This is a genomic window from Geoglobus sp. (assembly GCF_054018175.1).
Genome location: NZ_JBPLZQ010000031.1, coordinates 14,698 through 29,183, shown reverse-complemented (window position 1 = coordinate 29,183; position 14,486 = coordinate 14,698). Strand labels below are relative to the sequence as shown.

The following is a 14,486-nucleotide window of genomic DNA, read 5'->3' as shown; positions in this document are numbered from 1 at the left end:
GAGATTCCCACGTTCAAATCTCTCCTTTACCCCTTTATAACCCTTTTCCTGCCCGCTTTTTCGAGGGATTGCTGGTTGCATGGTGAAGTGAGCGGGAGTATTTAAAGAGCAGCCAGTTTTTGAGAAGCTGTTTCAGTGAAGATACTTTGAAGTTCGGATCGGAGAGACCCAGCTGCGCGAAAGGAATCCCTGGAGACCGCTAAGTTCAGACCGCCAGCTACATGAATTTTTATCCGTGAACGTAATCAAAGAAACTTTATCGCGTGACATATTCACTTTACTCAAAAGGAGAATTATAAATTCTGGCTATGTTCAAAATTACCCCGTAACTACGCCAATCAACCGCTGTTGGCTCGCTGTTTTCCTTTTCAAGATGAAACCAATTTGATTTCGCAGAATAAATGCCAGACTTCTGAGAGAGATCTGCGGACACACCACCTCAACAAGGCGCCAGATCGAGAAGCATCTGACCTCAAATCCGCTATAGCGCACATCGGACAATGACACAGCAAATCATCGCCCTGCCGCTAATGGGGGCGTATGGCAGGGAGCACTGCAGCGATGATGGATTCGTCACAGATTACCACACCGCCATACCCTCGGATACGCTGTGAATTGCTACGGCCAGAGCAGAGATGTCAGCCCGCTGAACCACTTAACAATCCTTCAGGCAAAAGATATGTCCCGTCTCGATCCAGAATACGACTGAAAACGAAAGGCTGGATGAATTATATAAAGAAAACATGAACATTTCAAGGGAACTCGAGCTTTCGTATGTGGCATCGAGATATTTCGACGTGGACTACTCCGGGGACGTTGCCAGAGAGGGGATTGAGGCAGTCAAAAAATTCATGGAGGTGCCCGGGATTGAATGATAGAACGGCCAAATACTATGAGCTGCTCAGGAAAAACGAGGATTTTTTCAGGAACGCTAAAATGATTGCGGTAGAAGCGAAGGAGAGGGCAGAGAAGATCTTCGGAGAATGCGAGGTTTTCATGGTGGGCAGCTACGCGAGAGGAGAACACACGCTTTCATCAGATCTGGACATACTGATCGTCTCTGACAGGATTCCCGAAAGGTTCAGCCCTGAGTGGTGTGTCGAGTTAGTCAGGTCGCTCACTGATGATGAGAGGGTAAACATCCACCCTGTGTGCATAAAGAGATTCAGAGATGTCGAGAAAGTCTACACCCGGGGATAGGGGTCCAGGGTTTGCGATCCGATGGTGGAAAATTTATTAATTCATCCTGACAAGTCCAGCAGGAATGATAGACAAGGACGTTGTCAGACATGTGGCGAACCTCTCTAAAATCGAGCTGAGCGATGAGGAGGTCGAGAGCTTCAGGACAGACTTCGAGAAGATTATCGAGTTCTTCAACCAGCTTGACGAGATCGATGCTGATGTTGAGCCAACGTACCACGTTCTCCCGATAAAGAACGTTTTCAGAGAGGACGAGCCAAAGAAGGGGCTCGAAAGGGAGAGAGCCCTCATGAACGCTAAGCACAGGGAGGAGGGCTACTTCAAGGGGCCGAGGGTTGTGGAATGATAACGGTAAGGGAGTGGAAGGAGAGGCTGGAAGAGGAGAGCGCCTACGACCTTGTTTCAGAGCTGATTGAGAGGATAGAGAAGAGCAGGCTCAACGCCTACGTGACGGTTACTAAGGACGAGGCCCTTAAAAGGGCTGAAGAGTACGACAGAGGAAAGAGAGACGGTAAACTCGCAGGAATTCCGGTGGCTATCAAGGACAACATTTCAACAGAGGGCATAAGAACCACCTGCGGGTCGAGAATGCTCGAGAACTACATCCCACCCTACGACGCCCACGTTGTGGAGAGGCTGAAGCATGAGGGAGCGATAATAATCGGCAAGACCAACATGGACGAGTTCGGCATGGGAACGACGACAGAGACCTCCTACTTCGGAGTTGTCAGGAATCCCCACGACCTTGAAAGAGTCGCGGGAGGCAGCAGCGGAGGGAGTGCGGCTGCTGTAGCAGGGGACGAGACAGTCCTCGCCCTCGGAACGGATACTGGAGGAAGCATAAGGTGTCCCTCAAGCTTCACAGGAGTTTACGGGTTAAAACCAACCTACGGACTCGTCTCGAGGTTCGGGCTGATCGCTTACGCCAACAGCCTTGAGCAGATAGGGCCCATGGCCGCGTCCATAGACGACCTCGGCCTGCTGCTCGAGGTAATAGCCGGCAGGGACGACAGGGACTCCACCAGCTCCGGCAGGGAGTTCACCTACAATCCGGTGAGCAGAAAATTCAGGGTTGGTGTCGTGGAGGAGATGCAGGCCAATCCAGATGTCCAGCAGCTCTTCAACGAGTTCGTAGAAAAACTCAGAAGGTTCGCGGACGTGGAGGCTGTCAGCCTTCCATCACTCAGGTACGCTCTGCCAGCATACTACGTCATAGCCATGAGCGAGGCATCATCCAACCTCGCAAGGTACGATGGAGTCAGGTACGGCTACGCCCTCGAGAACCTGGACAGCTGGAACCGCTACTTCTCGAGGGTAAGGGCAGAGGGTTTCGGAGCTGAGGTGAAGAGGAGGATCATGATGGGGAGCTACGCGCTCTCAGCAGGGTACTACGGCAAGTACTACCTGAAGGCTCTGAAGGTCAGGACGCTCGTCATAAACGACTTCAGAAGAGCCTTCGAGAAGTTCGACGTTCTTATCGCACCCACAATGCCATCCACTGCCTTCAGAATCGGGGAGCTCTCAGATCCAGTGACGATGTACAAGGCCGATGTCAACACGACGCCGATAAACCTCGCAGGACTGCCAGCCCTCTCCATGCCAGTCGGAGAGCTGAACGGACTTCCGGTCGGGCTGCAGGTTATAGGAAACCACTTCGAGGAGAACACGATTCTGGGTTTCGCGAAGCAGGTAGAGGAGCATGAGGTTTAACGCGGAGGAGTGGAAGAGGAGAGCTGAAGAGGACTTCGAGAGAGCGTGGATAGAGGGGAGAGAGGTTCTGAGCAGCGTTCCCCACTTCAGGAGGTACCCCTTTACGGGTTACGACCTCGGAAGACCTCACCCGGTGTACGAGACTGTTCAGAGGCTGAGGCAGGCATATCTGAGAATAGGCTTCAGCGAGGTCGTGAACCCGCTGATAGTTGAGGACGTGCACATAAGGAAGCAGTTCTCCAAGGAGGCGCTTGCGGTACTGGACAGGTGCTTCTATCTCGCCGGCCTGCCGAGGCCGAACGTTGGAATTTCCGAGGACAGGGTGAGGAAAATTGAGGAAATTATCGGCAAAAGCTTCAGCGTGGACGATCTGAGGAGAGTCCTGCACCTCTACAAGAAGGGAGTCATAGACGGAGACGACCTGTCCTCCGAGATAGCGAAAGCCCTGAACGTGGAAGACCACGCAGCGCTGAAAATCATAGACGAGGTCTTTCCCGAATTCAAGGAGCTCAGACCAGAAGCCACGACGCTCACACTCAGAAGCCACATGACGACGGGGTGGTTCATAACCCTCTCCAAGCTCGCGGACAAATACCCCCTGCCGGTGAAGCTGTTCTCCATAGACAGGTGCTTTAGACGGGAGCAGGGGGAGGACGCGACGAGGCTCTACACCTACCACTCAGCGAGCTGCGTCATAATGGACGAGGACGTGAGCGTGGAGGACGGGAAGGCCGTTGCCGAGGCACTGCTCAGACAGTTTGGGTTCGAGAAGTTCAGGTTCAAAGAGGACGACAAGAGGAGCAAGTACTACATCCCCGGAACCCAGACGGAGGTCTTCGCCTACCACCCACACCTCGAGAACAACAGGAAGTACAGGGACGGCTGGATTGAGGTCGCGACGTTCGGGATCTACTCCCCAACGGCACTCGCAGAGTACGGCATAGAGTACCCCGTTATGAACCTCGGTCTCGGCGTGGAAAGGCTCGCGATGATAATCCACGACTACTCTGACGTCAGAGAAATGGTCTACGGGTTCGGACACCTCCAGCTGAGCGATGTCGACATAGCGAGGAAGATCGAGATGAGGGATGTTCCGCTAACCGCGAAAGGCCTTGAAATCGCAGGCGCTGTGATAAAGGCTTTCGAGGAGAACGCCTCGGCTCAGGGCCCCTGCGAGTTTCTGGCCTTCGAAGGAGAGGTGTTTGGAAGGCATGTTGAGGTCCACGTCTTTGAAAGAGAGAACGTGAAGCTCTGCGGTCCTGCTTACGCGAACGAAATCGTCGTGCATGAAGGGAACATTTACGGCGTTCCGAGGAACGAGAGGTTTGCCAGGTACTTCGAAGACGGTGTGTCTACAGGAGTGAGGTACGTGGACTCCTTCTCATACATGGCCGCAAGGAGGATCGAGGAGGCGCTGATATCGGGACGGGAGGAGGAAGAGATAAGGGCGAGGGTCGTGGAGGGGCTCTCTGACGTGAACCTCAGAATACACGAGAGCGTGATGAACTACCTGATCTCCAGGGGAAAAGTCGTCGATGTCCGCGGACCGCTGTTTCTGGCCGTGAGGTTCAGGGTGAGATGAACCTGAAGAGGCTCGAGGAAGAGCAGATTGAGATTGGCAGAAAAGCTGTCCTCTCGGATCCGGGGAGGGTAGAGTACGTCATAGGTGTAGATCAGGCCTTTTTCAGAGTGAACAGAGAGGAGTACGTCGTCTCAGCGGCAGTGCTGCTGGAGTATCCGTAGATGGTAGTAGTTGAGCAGCATCACCTCGTTGAGGAGGTTACATTCCCTTACATCCCGACATTCCTCATGTACAGGGAGAGCGGGCCGGCGATCAGGGCAGTCAGGGCAGTTCTCAGGGAAAATGCCGTCGTGATGGTTGACGGGAGCGGACTCGCTCACCCGAGAAGGTGCGGACTCGCCACATACATTGGCGTGGTGCTCGACATTCCCACAATCGGAATTACGAAGAAGAGACTGTACGGAGAGGTTGTTGGTGAAGGAGACGTCAAAGAGCTGCATGCCCACGGGACGGTTGTGGGGTACGAGCTGAAGACATGCGGTAGGTGCAGACCCATATACATTTCAGTGGGCCATAAATTCACGCCTGAAAAGGCCCTTGAAGTTGTTAAGAGCTGCCTGAGGGGTTACAAGCTCCCGGAACCTGTGAGAATTGCAGACAGGCTGTCGAAAGAGGTGAAGTCAGAGTATCTCTCCCACCTCGACGCCACCCTCTAAGGGCATATCCTCAGCGCTCACGATTACTGCTGTTGCCGGACATCCGCCGTCAATATCCTCCTTCATCCTCAGCCTCCCTCCAGCAATGGATGCTGCGTATATGCACGCGTTCCTGAGTCCATCCCCCTTCACGGGCATTATCGAGCTGACCTTTCCCTCCCTCACCATATCTGCAAGCTTCCTGAAAATCGCGATGTCAGGCGGATTCTCTTTCAGCAGCTCCTCCCCTCTCATCACCCTGCCGTAGAGAAAGATCCTTTCCCCCCTCTTCGGAACGTTCTTCACCCTCATGTCCCTCACTCCAACGACCACTGCACTGAAGAAGCTCTGCTCCGTCCTGGCAACATCCTCGCTGTCCGCGAAAACAACCCTCCCGCTGAAGAGCTCGCGAAACTTTCTGTAGAACCTCATACCGTAGTCGAGCTCATTTCCCGTTGAAAGCTCGACTGCGAGCGGCTGAATGAACCTGCAGATGCTCTCAACCTCTATCTGGTGGGCCATTATCTCCGCGACCCTCTCAACGCTGGCCCTTAACCAGTCCCCCTCCTTCTCCCCTATACCTCCGTACACTACGCTGAAGACGGACAGGGACAGGTTGTTGCCCAGGTCAACGTAAATCCCGTTTCTCTCCTCGTATATGTCAAGCTTTGGCGAGAAGACCGAGGGTTTGAAGTAGAACCCGATGTTCTCTATGAGGGAAATGTAAAGGGTGAGAGCCTGCCTTATCACCTCGCTCCTCGAGATCAGGAGCTTTGAGGAGATTTCGTCGATCCTTTCAACGATCTTCTCGTCGAGCCTGAGGTTGACGATCCTCATCGCAACCCTTATACTTCCATGGCATTAAACCCTTTCCAATGGAGATCATCGAAATTGGAAGGACTCTGGAAATCGGAAAGGAAATGGAACTCAAGATTATCCTGAACGGCCGGGTGATAAGGGTGTTCTGCACTCCTCCCCATCTTGAGGAGCTCGTCACCGGCTTTCTGATTTCAGAAGGTCTGTCGTCAGATCCAAAGGTCATAGTCGAGGGTGACGTGGCGGTTGCCATGGTGGATAGGGGATTCGAGACCACGATAAACTCCTCGGGGTGTGCTGGCATTTACGTGGACGAGCCCCTTGGAACGCTGAGCCCTAAGGTGAGATTTGATATAAACTACGTGAGAGGATACCTTAAGGAACTGGAAGAGGACTACTACAGGAGGACGAGAGCCTACCACACGGCAATGGTCGTATCGGAGAGTGGCGAAATTGCGAAGAGCCACGATGTCGGAAGGCCTAACGCTGTGGACAAGGCCATAGGGATTGCTTTTAACAGAGGTTTCGACTTCGAGAAGTCATTCCTCCTGCTCTCCGGAAGGATTACGGCGGGAATTGCCAAGAAAGCGATAAGGACAGGGATTCCTCTCGTCGCATCAAAGGCGGCAATTCTCGACTCCGCCGTTGAGCTGTGCAGGAAACACGGGCTGTCAGCAATATCATTCGCAACCGGAATAGCCATCAATTCTGGGGCGATAGCTAAGGACGCTTGAGCAAAACAAATTTTTTCAGGTTCTCTTCGAGCTCGATCTCAACTCCGTCCACCACGGGATTTCCGCTTCTGACCTCCACCGGCCTTCCTGGAGAGAACCCGGATTTTCTCAGAGATTTTGGAGCCGCAAACACAACGTACATTCCATCTTCGGCCTCGTCCAGGGTCAGCAGTTCCTCCTGGCAGACCTCACATATCTCGCAGCTTCTCGCAATGATCGAGCACAGCCTGTTTATCACGTCCTCATCCGCAACGTGCTCAAGCGTGCAGCTCAGCCTGTCGGCTGTTTCGCCATCTATTCCAAGGTAGTCCTCGAAGAACCTCCTGAAAACCCTGTAGTTCTTCTTCACCCTCTCTGCAACTTCGAGCCCTTTTTTGGTCAGAACCGCTCCCCTGTAGGGCTGGTACTCCACGTAACCCATCTCGCTCAGCTTGTTGAGCATCTCGGTGACACTCGACGGCTTTACGTTCAGCCTGTCGGCTATGTCCTTGGTCTTCGCAACCTTCCCCGACCTCTGGATGTCGTATATCGTCTCCAGGTACTCCTCAACCCTCTCCATCACAGTTCACCGAAGAACAGGCCCCTCTTCTTCATAATCCTCCTGCTGCCGCAGAAGGGGCAGTAGAGGTTCGGTAGGTGCATGGGTCCGCTGTATCCGGTTGCCCTCACCACCACGAGGTCGAACTCACTACCGCATCTCGCACAGTGGAGTCCCCTGAGCTCGCGCATTAATGGAAATTCATCCCTCCCTTCATAATACTTTTCCCTTCTGTGAGTGTGAAGTATATCTCCTCGAGCCTCGGGGTCTGGGTGTCTATCCTGACTATTCTCCCACCGCTCTCCACGATCTCCCTCACCGCTCTGTTGACATCGTCAACACTTCCCGTAACCAGCTCCCTCTCCACTCCGTTCTCCTCAAACACGATCACGTACCGCTTCATGGCATCCCTCAGGTTATCGAGACCGCCGAAGTACAGCGCTCTTCCCCCCTTTATTACCAGCAGGGTATCGCACGCCGTTTCAACGTAAAACATGTTGTGGGCCGAGAAAACAACAGTCTTCCCCCTTCTGCTGAGGTCCTTTATGAATTCCGTCACGAAGAGTGACGTTGACGGGTCGAGACCGCTCGTCGGCTCGTCGTATATCAGATAATCGGGATCGTGAACGAGAGTTCTGGCAATCGACAGCTTCCTTTTCATACCCTTGGAAAAACTCCCGACAGGCCTGTCGTCCGGGAGCTTGAGAGAGCTCAAAAGCTTGTCTATTCTCTCACCAGCCTCATCCCTGTCAATGCCGTAAATTTCAGCGAAGACCATCAGGTACTCTCTCGCACTGAGGTTGTCGTAAAGAGCATCGTATTCGGGAAGGTAGCCAATTCTTCTCCTGACCTCCCTCAGGTTCTCGAAGAGGTCCACGCCATCGTAGTAAACCTCACCCCTGTCCGGCCGGAGGAGTCCCGTGAGCATCTTCAAAGTCGTGGACTTCCCGGCTCCATTTTCACCGATTATGCCGAGAACGTGGCCACTCTCCACCTCGAAGCTGATTTCGTGAACGGCAACGAAATCTCCGAAGCTCTTCCTCAACCCCGAAGCTTTCAGCATCGCTCTGCCTTGGGCAAACAATATATTAACATTTGCCCGAGTCCCTCTGTGCTTCCCCTGATTCGAGCAGAGTTCAGAAAGTCAGGAAAGAGGTACAGCAGAGCGTTCAAACTCACGTTAGCGTTAATTACCCTTCTCGCGCTACTAGTTTCATACATTTCCTTCGGATACGGATTCAACTCGGATTCAGGGCTATTCACGTCAGCAAGTGACGTTTACGTTGTGGATTACAGGCTCTTTCACCACCTGATGCTCGACAGGGAAACGGTAGTTGGCATGCTGAAGGCCGGAAAGGTGGACGTCTTTCTGACAGGCAGATACATCGTGGTCTCAGACACAGTGAAGTCTCACGCGGCAGGAGAGGAGATGAAGAATTACATAAGGGGCGAGTTCGAGAGGTGGATCTACGAGAAATACGGAATCTACGCGTTCCCGGTCATGGTCAGAGCGGAATATCTGAAGAGAAGCGTACAGCCCACGCTCACGCCAGAGCCTGTGAGCGTCGAGAAAATCAGAGAGATCAGCGAGCAGGTGAACAGAGAAAGCAGGAAGACTGCGGATAGCGATGTTGAGAAAGAGATCGAAAAAGCGGTATCCGGTTCTGATGGATCTGGCAGTGGAGAGGGTTTGGTTATTCCAAAAAGGGCAGAGGGGGGATATTCCACTCCAGACGAGTTCTCACCACCGTCACTTGTCTCCAAGATGGTGCTCGCGTTTCTGTTCATAGTGCCCCCATTTTTCGTCATGCAGGTTTTCTCCTCGTCGCTTGCAGAGGATGTGAGGATGAAGAGGCTCGAGGTTTTGCTGTCCACTCCCATCAGACCTGAGAGCATAGTTTTCCAGAAACTCGCCCCGTACTTCCTCGTAGCAGTTGCTCTCACAGCCATTCCATCTATGATCTTCGGAGTCAACGGAGTAGCGTACATGCTCGCCCCGCTGCTGCTTCTGTTTTCTGCCCAGGCGTTCATGGCCGTCAACTCGAGATCCTACAGAGAGCTGACGTTTCTGATCCTCGTGATAAACCTTTTAGTCATAGTGTACCTCGTCCTGCCGTCCGTGTTTTCCGGGCTCCCCCTGTCAGACATATCTCCGGTGACGTTCCTGCTCAGAAGTCTGTCCGGAGAGAGCGTCTCTCCATCCGATGTCATCCTTTCATCTCTCCCGCTGGCAACTGTGGCGCTGTTGATGCTGTACCTCACATCAAGATCGCTGAACATCGAAATTCTCTACAGCACCACTTCACCATTTGAGCGGTTTATCAGAGTTCTGGGAGAGAGTGCGAAAAGCGATGCGAGAGCGTTTTTGCTTTCAATGGCCTCTGTGTTCCTCGCGCTTTTTTTGGAGTTCTTTCTGCTGTTCTTCGGTCTTTCCGTGCCAATTGTAACCTCCTACGCGGTTATAATGCTGGGAGTTGCGATTATAGAGGAGTCTCTTAAATCCGCCCTGATAATGCCCTCAAAAACTGCATCAAGGGCCGTTGCAGTGGCGGCAGGGTTCTTCATGGCCGAGAAAACTCTGCTGATCGTGAACATCTTCAGAGACTACAGCATAGTCCTTCCAGGAGAGCTCTTCATCTTTCCCCTCCTCCTGCACACCGCAAGCTCCCTGACATTCGCCATAGTCGCGAGGAGGGACTGGAGGGCTGGTTTCGTACTGGCAGTCCTGATCCACTTCACATACAACTACGGGACGGTGATCATGCTGTGATATCCATAATAAAAAAGGACCTCAGGATGATTGTAAAGGAAAGGACGATAATGTCGGCAATGGCCATACTCGTCTTCATAGCCTCGTTCTCATCAATCATAACCTTCGGGCTTCTCGTCCTTTACAGGCCCGATTTCGTCGCCCTCTCCAGCGTTGAGATCGGCATAGCCGGCAACTGTCCTGTGCTCAAAACGGTGGCTGACGGCAGGAATTACAGAACACTCGACGAGGCACTTCAGGATTTCTACTCCGGAAAAATCCACGCAGTAATATACCTCCCCGAGGAGAACCATTCGGAAACGAACTTCGTGACGGTGTTTCTTCCGAAGGATGAGATATCCGGAATAGTTGCGAGCGCCAAGGTCAAGGAGGTGCTGAAAGAATATCAGAAAAAGATGAGAGAGATACGGGGCCTTCCAGGTGACGACGGGTTCAGTTTTGTCGATGCTAACTTTCGAGAGGTGCAGCTGAAGGAGGGATCGTCAATAACGTTCAGGTTTATACACGCGGTCCTCGTGCCACTGCTGGTGATAACCACCGCGATAATAGCCGGAGGGCTGGTTGTTGACCTCATAAGCGAGGAGCACGAGACGAGAACTCTCGAGGTCATACTCTCAACCCCCATGTCCTTCAGAGAGTTCGTCTCAGCCAAAATAATGTCAGGTCTGATTGTGTCCGCCTTTCTGACGATCGCCTGGATAATCCTGCTCCTGATAAACGTTGGAATCAGCTATCCAGTTCTGCTGTTCCTGATGTCAGTCTCAGTTTCAATGATTTTCATCTCCGCAGGTGCGATGGTGACATCCGTATTGAAAGACCGGGAGAGGAGTCAGCTCATATTCTCCATCATCTCAGTATCCGCCGTCACCGCATCCTTCACAGCACCGTACATGATCTCAGGTGTCGTTGCAAGGATTTCTGCGGGAAGCTTTTTCTCACCCTCAGAACTTGTTGCCTACCCGGTAGCCGGAGCTGTGCTGTGCCTAACTACAGTCCTCGTGTGTGAGAAACTCTACATGCGGGACTCACACCACACTTAAATACCTGAAATCGAAACTACGATCATGGAAGAGTTCCTCGCCCTTGCACTCTCGTCACTTCTCGGAGGAGTGATAGGCTACGAGCGTTCCAAGGTCCACAAGCCAGCAGGCCTGAGAACGCACATTCTCGTCTCACTGGGCTCGTGCCTCTTCATGATACTCTCGGTGAAGTTCTTCGACGATCCCGCGAGGATCGCGGCAGGTGTTGTGTCGGGCATAGGATTCATAGGGGCAGGTACGATAATCGCAGAGAGAAGGGAAAGGACGAGAGTAGTGGGAATAACGACTGCAGCAAGCCTCTGGGTTACCGCCGCGATAGGCATGGCAGTGGGAATGGGGGAGTACTCCCTCGCGTTCTTCACGGCAATTATGACGTACGCAATACTGCAGCTGAAAAAGGTGGAGGAAAGACTCGAGAGCGGCTGAACTACCTGACCAGATCCGTTATGAATTCTTCCTCCCTGCCCAGCCTCCTTATCAGCGCGATCTGTTTGAGGGCGAGGTTCCTGGCTGAGTTCATGTCAGTCTCCTTTATGATTCTGCCACATTCCATGTACTTTTCGAGGAGCGGTTCCATGCCCTCAGGAGCGGGATCGCTGAACAGCCTCACCTCATCCCTCAGGGTGTCCCAGTCCCTGTAAACCTGCTTCATACCACTCCTCTTGCCCCTCTTCGCACACAACTCTCCGTTCCTCTCAACGATGTCCATCGAAAAGTCTATGGGCCCGGCCCCGGCAATGCTCGTTCCCACGCCGAAAGCGTCTACGATGTCCCTGAGCTCCACAATGTCGTCAATGTCCAGTCCGCCGCTCAGAACGATCCTCACATCCCTCCTGCCCCTTATGTCCAGCTCCCATCTGATTTCCTCGATGATTTTCCTTATATTCCCCCTCCTGCTGCTGGGAGTGTCGAGTCTGACCGCATCCACTCTATCAACGTTCTCTATGGCCCTTACCGCCTCACTCTTCTCGTCACAGTAGGTGTCAATCAGCATCGTTCTCGGAATGCGCTCGTCGACAACCTCGTCGTAGGCTCTCCAAGCAGCAACCTGATCTCCGAAGGAGATTACGAGGGCGTGGGGCATGGTTCCAACGCTCTCTATGCCAAGGTACTTCTCTGCAGCGTAGTTGCTCACACCATCCACTCCACCTATCCAGGCAGCTCTCTCGATCATCGCCGCAATTGCTGGATGCTGCCTCCTCGTTCCAAACGACAGAATTCTCCTGTCTCCAGCAGCAAGCTTCGCCCTGAATGCTTTGGTTGTCACACCGGAAGAGTGACAGATGAACCCCAGCATGGCGGTTTCGAACCTCGCAAAGTCGAGGTAGTGGCCCACCACCACCATGACTGGCTCGTGGGGGAAGAAGAGGGTTCCCTCAGGCATGGCGTAAATGTCAACGTTTATACCCTCCATCAGCCTCAGCACATCGTTCAATCCCGAGAAAACACCCCACCTCGAGGCCGTGAACTCGGCCACAACGTACGGGTTCACCTTTTTCTCCTTCAGAATCTTCTCAGTCCAGATGAAGTACTTGTCCGTTGTAACGCCGTTCTTGATGTCTTCATCTCTAACAACGAGAAACATCAGACCACCTCTTCACACCTGCACGGTTTGGAGCCGCACTTCACGCAGTAACCCGGATACTTTCTCTCAACCTCCAATTCAAGGTCGATTCCACACAGGTTCGCCAGACTCACAAGCCAGGCGAGCACATCGGCGAATTCCTCTCCAGCATTTTTTCCTGTCCTCACCGCCTCTGCCAGCTCTCCAACCTCCTCGACCAGCCAGAGGAACGTCTTTTCAATACCTCTTTTCTCATCCTTTTCAAGGTAAAGCTCACGGATCATCTGCTGAAACTCCGAAATCCTCACGGCAAATCATTGAACTGTGTGTTTTAAATCCTTTGGGTCTGCAACGGTCTCAGGGTGAAAAACTTTAACCCACATGAGGTATCCGAACTATGGAGTTCGTAAACTCGGAGAACGCGCCCGAACCTGTTGGACCGTACAGCCATGCTGTGAAAGCCGGAGATTTCGTTTTTGTCTCCGGCCAGATACCGCTGACGAAGGAAGGGAAAATTCCCGGGAGCTTTGAGGAGAGAGTGAGGGTTGTGATGGAGAACATAAAATCCATACTGGAATCCTGCGGGCTCGGGATGGACAGCATCGTGAAGGTAACGGTGTATCTCAGAGACATCTCGAGGTTCGCAGAGTTCAATGAGATATACTCGGAGTACATCAAGCACAGACCATCGAGAGCCGTCGTGGAGGTTTCCAGCCTACCAAAAGACGTGGACGTAGAGATCGAAGTAATTGCATACGCTAAATCCTGACCGGAACATTCCTTCTCCTCAGGTATTTTTTGAGTTCGGAGATGTCGATTTCTCCAAAGTGAAAGACGCTCGCGGCAAGAGCTGCGTCGGCCTTTCCGTACTCGAACGCCTCGTAAAAGTGCTCCACTGTACCCGCACCCCCAGAGGCTATGACAGGTATGCTGACCTCCTCGCTAACCCTCCTCGTTACAGGTATGTCGTATCCGTCCTTCGTCCCATCACGGTTCATTGACGTGAGCAAGATCTCCCCTGCCCCGAGCTCCTCGACCCTCTTCGCCCATTCCACCGCATCTATTCCTGTGGGCTCCCTCCCACCGTAGATGACGACCTCGTACCACGCCTTTCTGCCGTCCTCGAGCTCTACGATGTGCTTTCCCCTGCTCAGGTCATAGTTCCTCCTGCAGTCTATCGCCACAACTATGCACTGAGAGCCAAATATTCTCGCCGCCGCTTTCACAAGATCCGGATTCTTCACGGCCGAGGTATTTATCGAAACCTTATCTGCTCCGGCCTTGAGCATGGTGTTGATGTCCTCAACGCTCTTTATCCCGCCACCCACCGTGAAGGGTATGAAAACCTCCTCGGCAGTCCTCTCCACGACATCAACCATCGTCTCCCTGCCGTGGGCCGAGGCAGTTATGTCGAGAAAAACGAGTTCGTCCGCACCCTCCTCATCGTACCTCTTGGCCATCTCCACCGGATCGCCAGCTCTCCTCAGATTGACGAACTCAACACCCTTGACCACAGTTGCTCCGTTTTCGTCGAGCGTCACGTCCAGACACGGAATTATCCTCTTAGTGAGCATCGTCACACCTAATACCTGATTTCAAATCCGTCAAACTCTCCAAGGTATTCCTCCTCGACAATTTCAATGCCCTTCACGTTGGCAAACTTCGGACCCTCTTTGAGGGACGAGATGAACTTGTCCAGGTTCTGCTCATCACCTTCAGCCACCACCAAGACTCTGCCATCAGGAAGGTTCATCACGTAGCCCTTCACACCCATTTCCTGCGCCTTCTTCCTGGTGAAGTACCTGAAGCCGACACCCTGCACCACTCCGCTCACATAAATCCTCAGCCGCTTCATCTCACCATCCCATCCAGACTACTGTTCAGAGGTATTAAATCA

Annotated in this window: 20 protein-coding genes; 12 read left to right on the top strand and 8 right to left on the bottom strand. The window is 52.9% G+C overall.

Translation table 11 applies throughout. The features are described from left to right. Positions 1-677 precede the first annotated feature (677 nt). The 7 genes from ACXJJC_RS02665 (at position 678) to ACXJJC_RS02635 (ending at position 5,148) form a co-directional block, all read left to right on the top strand. Complete coding sequence (locus tag ACXJJC_RS02665) at positions 678-875, top strand: HEPN domain-containing protein (RefSeq protein WP_456369274.1); 198 nt, start codon at positions 678-680, stop codon at positions 873-875. Then, positions 868-1,200 carry a nucleotidyltransferase domain-containing protein gene (locus ACXJJC_RS02660; RefSeq protein ID WP_456369268.1) on the top strand — a complete coding sequence of 111 codons (333 nt, stop codon included), beginning with the start codon at positions 868-870 and terminating at the stop codon, positions 1,198-1,200. Before ACXJJC_RS02665 ends, ACXJJC_RS02660 begins: the two co-directional genes overlap by 8 nt. Positions 1,201-1,264: 64 nt before the next feature. Beyond that, the gene (gene gatC / locus ACXJJC_RS02655; RefSeq protein WP_456369266.1) at positions 1,265-1,546 is read left to right on the top strand and encodes an Asp-tRNA(Asn)/Glu-tRNA(Gln) amidotransferase subunit GatC; all 282 of its coding nucleotides are present in this window, start codon (positions 1,265-1,267) and stop codon (positions 1,544-1,546) included. Further along, positions 1,543-2,910: an Asp-tRNA(Asn)/Glu-tRNA(Gln) amidotransferase subunit GatA gene (gatA, locus tag ACXJJC_RS02650; RefSeq protein ID WP_456369264.1), complete on the top strand. Its 1,368-nt coding sequence runs from the start codon at positions 1,543-1,545 to the stop codon at positions 2,908-2,910. Before gatC ends, gatA begins: the two co-directional genes overlap by 4 nt. Beyond that, positions 2,900-4,492, top strand: a complete 1,593-nt coding sequence (sepS, locus tag ACXJJC_RS02645; protein ID WP_456369262.1) for an O-phosphoserine--tRNA ligase — start codon at positions 2,900-2,902, stop codon at positions 4,490-4,492. The genes gatA and sepS overlap by 11 nt, the downstream gene beginning before the upstream one ends. Further along, positions 4,489-4,653, top strand: a complete 165-nt coding sequence (locus tag ACXJJC_RS02640; RefSeq protein WP_456369260.1) for a hypothetical protein — start codon at positions 4,489-4,491, stop codon at positions 4,651-4,653. The genes sepS and ACXJJC_RS02640 overlap by 4 nt, the downstream gene beginning before the upstream one ends. Beyond that, positions 4,654-5,148 (top strand): endonuclease V, encoded by a 495-nt coding sequence (locus tag ACXJJC_RS02635; protein WP_456369258.1) that lies wholly within the window; start codon positions 4,654-4,656, stop codon positions 5,146-5,148. Here the strand turns inward: ACXJJC_RS02635 and ACXJJC_RS02630 are convergent. Continuing rightward, on the bottom strand, positions 5,113-5,964 hold the full coding sequence (locus tag ACXJJC_RS02630; protein ID WP_456369256.1) for a ribbon-helix-helix domain-containing protein: 852 nt from the start codon (positions 5,962-5,964) through the stop codon (positions 5,113-5,115). The genes ACXJJC_RS02635 and ACXJJC_RS02630 overlap by 36 nt on opposite strands. A 38-nt stretch (positions 5,965-6,002) precedes the next feature. Here ACXJJC_RS02630 and fdhD point away from each other — a divergent pair, with 38 nt between their 5' ends. Then, a complete protein-coding gene (gene fdhD / locus ACXJJC_RS02625; RefSeq protein ID WP_456369254.1) occupies positions 6,003-6,677 on the top strand; it encodes a formate dehydrogenase accessory sulfurtransferase FdhD in 675 nt (224 codons plus the stop codon). On the opposite strand, the gene ACXJJC_RS02620 is transcribed toward fdhD, so the two are convergent. The 3 genes from ACXJJC_RS02620 to ACXJJC_RS02610 are packed head-to-tail and all read right to left on the bottom strand — an operon-like array spanning position 6,664 to position 8,278. Then, positions 6,664-7,236 carry a metal-dependent transcriptional regulator gene (locus ACXJJC_RS02620; RefSeq protein WP_456369252.1) on the bottom strand — a complete coding sequence of 191 codons (573 nt, stop codon included), beginning with the start codon at positions 7,234-7,236 and terminating at the stop codon, positions 6,664-6,666. The two genes, fdhD and ACXJJC_RS02620, sit on opposite strands and share 14 nt — an antisense overlap. Further along, positions 7,236-7,406 (bottom strand): TFIIB-type zinc ribbon-containing protein, encoded by a 171-nt coding sequence (locus tag ACXJJC_RS02615; protein WP_456369250.1) that lies wholly within the window; start codon positions 7,404-7,406, stop codon positions 7,236-7,238. The genes ACXJJC_RS02620 and ACXJJC_RS02615 overlap by 1 nt, the downstream gene beginning before the upstream one ends. Next, positions 7,406-8,278 carry an ABC transporter ATP-binding protein gene (locus ACXJJC_RS02610; RefSeq protein WP_456369248.1) on the bottom strand — a complete coding sequence of 291 codons (873 nt, stop codon included), beginning with the start codon at positions 8,276-8,278 and terminating at the stop codon, positions 7,406-7,408. The genes ACXJJC_RS02615 and ACXJJC_RS02610 overlap by 1 nt, the downstream gene beginning before the upstream one ends. Positions 8,279-8,326: 48 nt before the next feature. Here ACXJJC_RS02610 and ACXJJC_RS02605 point away from each other — a divergent pair, with 48 nt between their 5' ends. The 3 genes from ACXJJC_RS02605 to ACXJJC_RS02595 are packed head-to-tail and all read left to right on the top strand — an operon-like array spanning position 8,327 to position 11,451. Next, on the top strand, positions 8,327-9,985 hold the full coding sequence (locus ACXJJC_RS02605; protein ID WP_456369246.1) for a hypothetical protein: 1,659 nt from the start codon (positions 8,327-8,329) through the stop codon (positions 9,983-9,985). Beyond that, the gene (locus ACXJJC_RS02600) at positions 9,982-11,025 is read left to right on the top strand and encodes an ABC transporter permease (protein ID WP_456369244.1); all 1,044 of its coding nucleotides are present in this window, start codon (positions 9,982-9,984) and stop codon (positions 11,023-11,025) included. Before ACXJJC_RS02605 ends, ACXJJC_RS02600 begins: the two co-directional genes overlap by 4 nt. A 24-nt stretch (positions 11,026-11,049) precedes the next feature. Next, positions 11,050-11,451 (top strand): MgtC/SapB family protein, encoded by a 402-nt coding sequence (locus ACXJJC_RS02595; RefSeq protein WP_456369242.1) that lies wholly within the window; start codon positions 11,050-11,052, stop codon positions 11,449-11,451. A gap of 1 nt (position 11,452) precedes the next feature. Here ACXJJC_RS02595 and ACXJJC_RS02590 read toward each other — a convergent pair whose 3' ends face one another. Both ACXJJC_RS02590 and ACXJJC_RS02585 read right to left on the bottom strand, forming a co-directional pair. After that, entirely contained in the window at positions 11,453-12,610 is a 1,158-nt protein-coding gene (locus ACXJJC_RS02590; RefSeq protein ID WP_456369240.1) for a nicotinate phosphoribosyltransferase, read from the bottom strand. After that, positions 12,610-12,897 carry a MazG nucleotide pyrophosphohydrolase domain-containing protein gene (locus ACXJJC_RS02585; RefSeq protein ID WP_456369238.1) on the bottom strand — a complete coding sequence of 96 codons (288 nt, stop codon included), beginning with the start codon at positions 12,895-12,897 and terminating at the stop codon, positions 12,610-12,612. The genes ACXJJC_RS02590 and ACXJJC_RS02585 overlap by 1 nt, the downstream gene beginning before the upstream one ends. Before the next feature lie 89 nt (positions 12,898-12,986). Between ACXJJC_RS02585 and ACXJJC_RS02580 the strand changes: the two genes are divergently transcribed. Then, positions 12,987-13,358: a Rid family detoxifying hydrolase gene (locus ACXJJC_RS02580; protein ID WP_456369236.1), complete on the top strand. Its 372-nt coding sequence runs from the start codon at positions 12,987-12,989 to the stop codon at positions 13,356-13,358. On the opposite strand, the gene hisF is transcribed toward ACXJJC_RS02580, so the two are convergent. Next, the gene (gene hisF, locus ACXJJC_RS02575) at positions 13,348-14,163 is read right to left on the bottom strand and encodes an imidazole glycerol phosphate synthase subunit HisF (protein WP_456369272.1); all 816 of its coding nucleotides are present in this window, start codon (positions 14,161-14,163) and stop codon (positions 13,348-13,350) included. The two genes, ACXJJC_RS02580 and hisF, sit on opposite strands and share 11 nt — an antisense overlap. Before the next feature lie 8 nt (positions 14,164-14,171). Then, complete coding sequence (locus ACXJJC_RS02570) at positions 14,172-14,444, bottom strand: acylphosphatase (RefSeq protein ID WP_456369234.1); 273 nt, start codon at positions 14,442-14,444, stop codon at positions 14,172-14,174. Between the last annotated feature and the right edge of the window lie 42 nt (positions 14,445-14,486).

Bases quoted from the DNA above. Each gene is read 5' to 3' on its own strand.
- gatC (WP_456369266.1), top strand. From the start codon at position 1,265: ATGATAGACAAGGACGTTGTCAGACATGTGGCGAACCTCTCTAAAATC.
- gatA (WP_456369264.1), top strand. From the start codon at position 1,543: ATGATAACGGTAAGGGAGTGGAAGGAGAGGCTGGAAGAGGAGAGCGCC.
- sepS (WP_456369262.1), top strand. From the start codon at position 2,900: ATGAGGTTTAACGCGGAGGAGTGGAAGAGGAGAGCTGAAGAGGACTTC.
- ACXJJC_RS02640 (WP_456369260.1), top strand. From the start codon at position 4,489: ATGAACCTGAAGAGGCTCGAGGAAGAGCAGATTGAGATTGGCAGAAAA.
- ACXJJC_RS02635 (WP_456369258.1), top strand. From the start codon at position 4,654: ATGGTAGTAGTTGAGCAGCATCACCTCGTTGAGGAGGTTACATTCCCT.
- ACXJJC_RS02630 (WP_456369256.1), bottom strand. From the start codon at position 5,964: ATGAGGATCGTCAACCTCAGGCTCGACGAGAAGATCGTTGAAAGGATC.
- fdhD (WP_456369254.1), top strand. From the start codon at position 6,003: ATGGAGATCATCGAAATTGGAAGGACTCTGGAAATCGGAAAGGAAATG.
- ACXJJC_RS02620 (WP_456369252.1), bottom strand. From the start codon at position 7,236: ATGGAGAGGGTTGAGGAGTACCTGGAGACGATATACGACATCCAGAGG.
- ACXJJC_RS02615 (WP_456369250.1), bottom strand. From the start codon at position 7,406: ATGCGCGAGCTCAGGGGACTCCACTGTGCGAGATGCGGTAGTGAGTTC.
- ACXJJC_RS02610 (WP_456369248.1), bottom strand. From the start codon at position 8,278: ATGCTGAAAGCTTCGGGGTTGAGGAAGAGCTTCGGAGATTTCGTTGCC.
- ACXJJC_RS02595 (WP_456369242.1), top strand. From the start codon at position 11,050: ATGGAAGAGTTCCTCGCCCTTGCACTCTCGTCACTTCTCGGAGGAGTG.
- ACXJJC_RS02590 (WP_456369240.1), bottom strand. From the start codon at position 12,610: ATGTTTCTCGTTGTTAGAGATGAAGACATCAAGAACGGCGTTACAACG.
- ACXJJC_RS02580 (WP_456369236.1), top strand. From the start codon at position 12,987: ATGGAGTTCGTAAACTCGGAGAACGCGCCCGAACCTGTTGGACCGTAC.
- hisF (WP_456369272.1), bottom strand. From the start codon at position 14,163: ATGCTCACTAAGAGGATAATTCCGTGTCTGGACGTGACGCTCGACGAA.
- ACXJJC_RS02570 (WP_456369234.1), bottom strand. From the start codon at position 14,444: ATGAAGCGGCTGAGGATTTATGTGAGCGGAGTGGTGCAGGGTGTCGGC.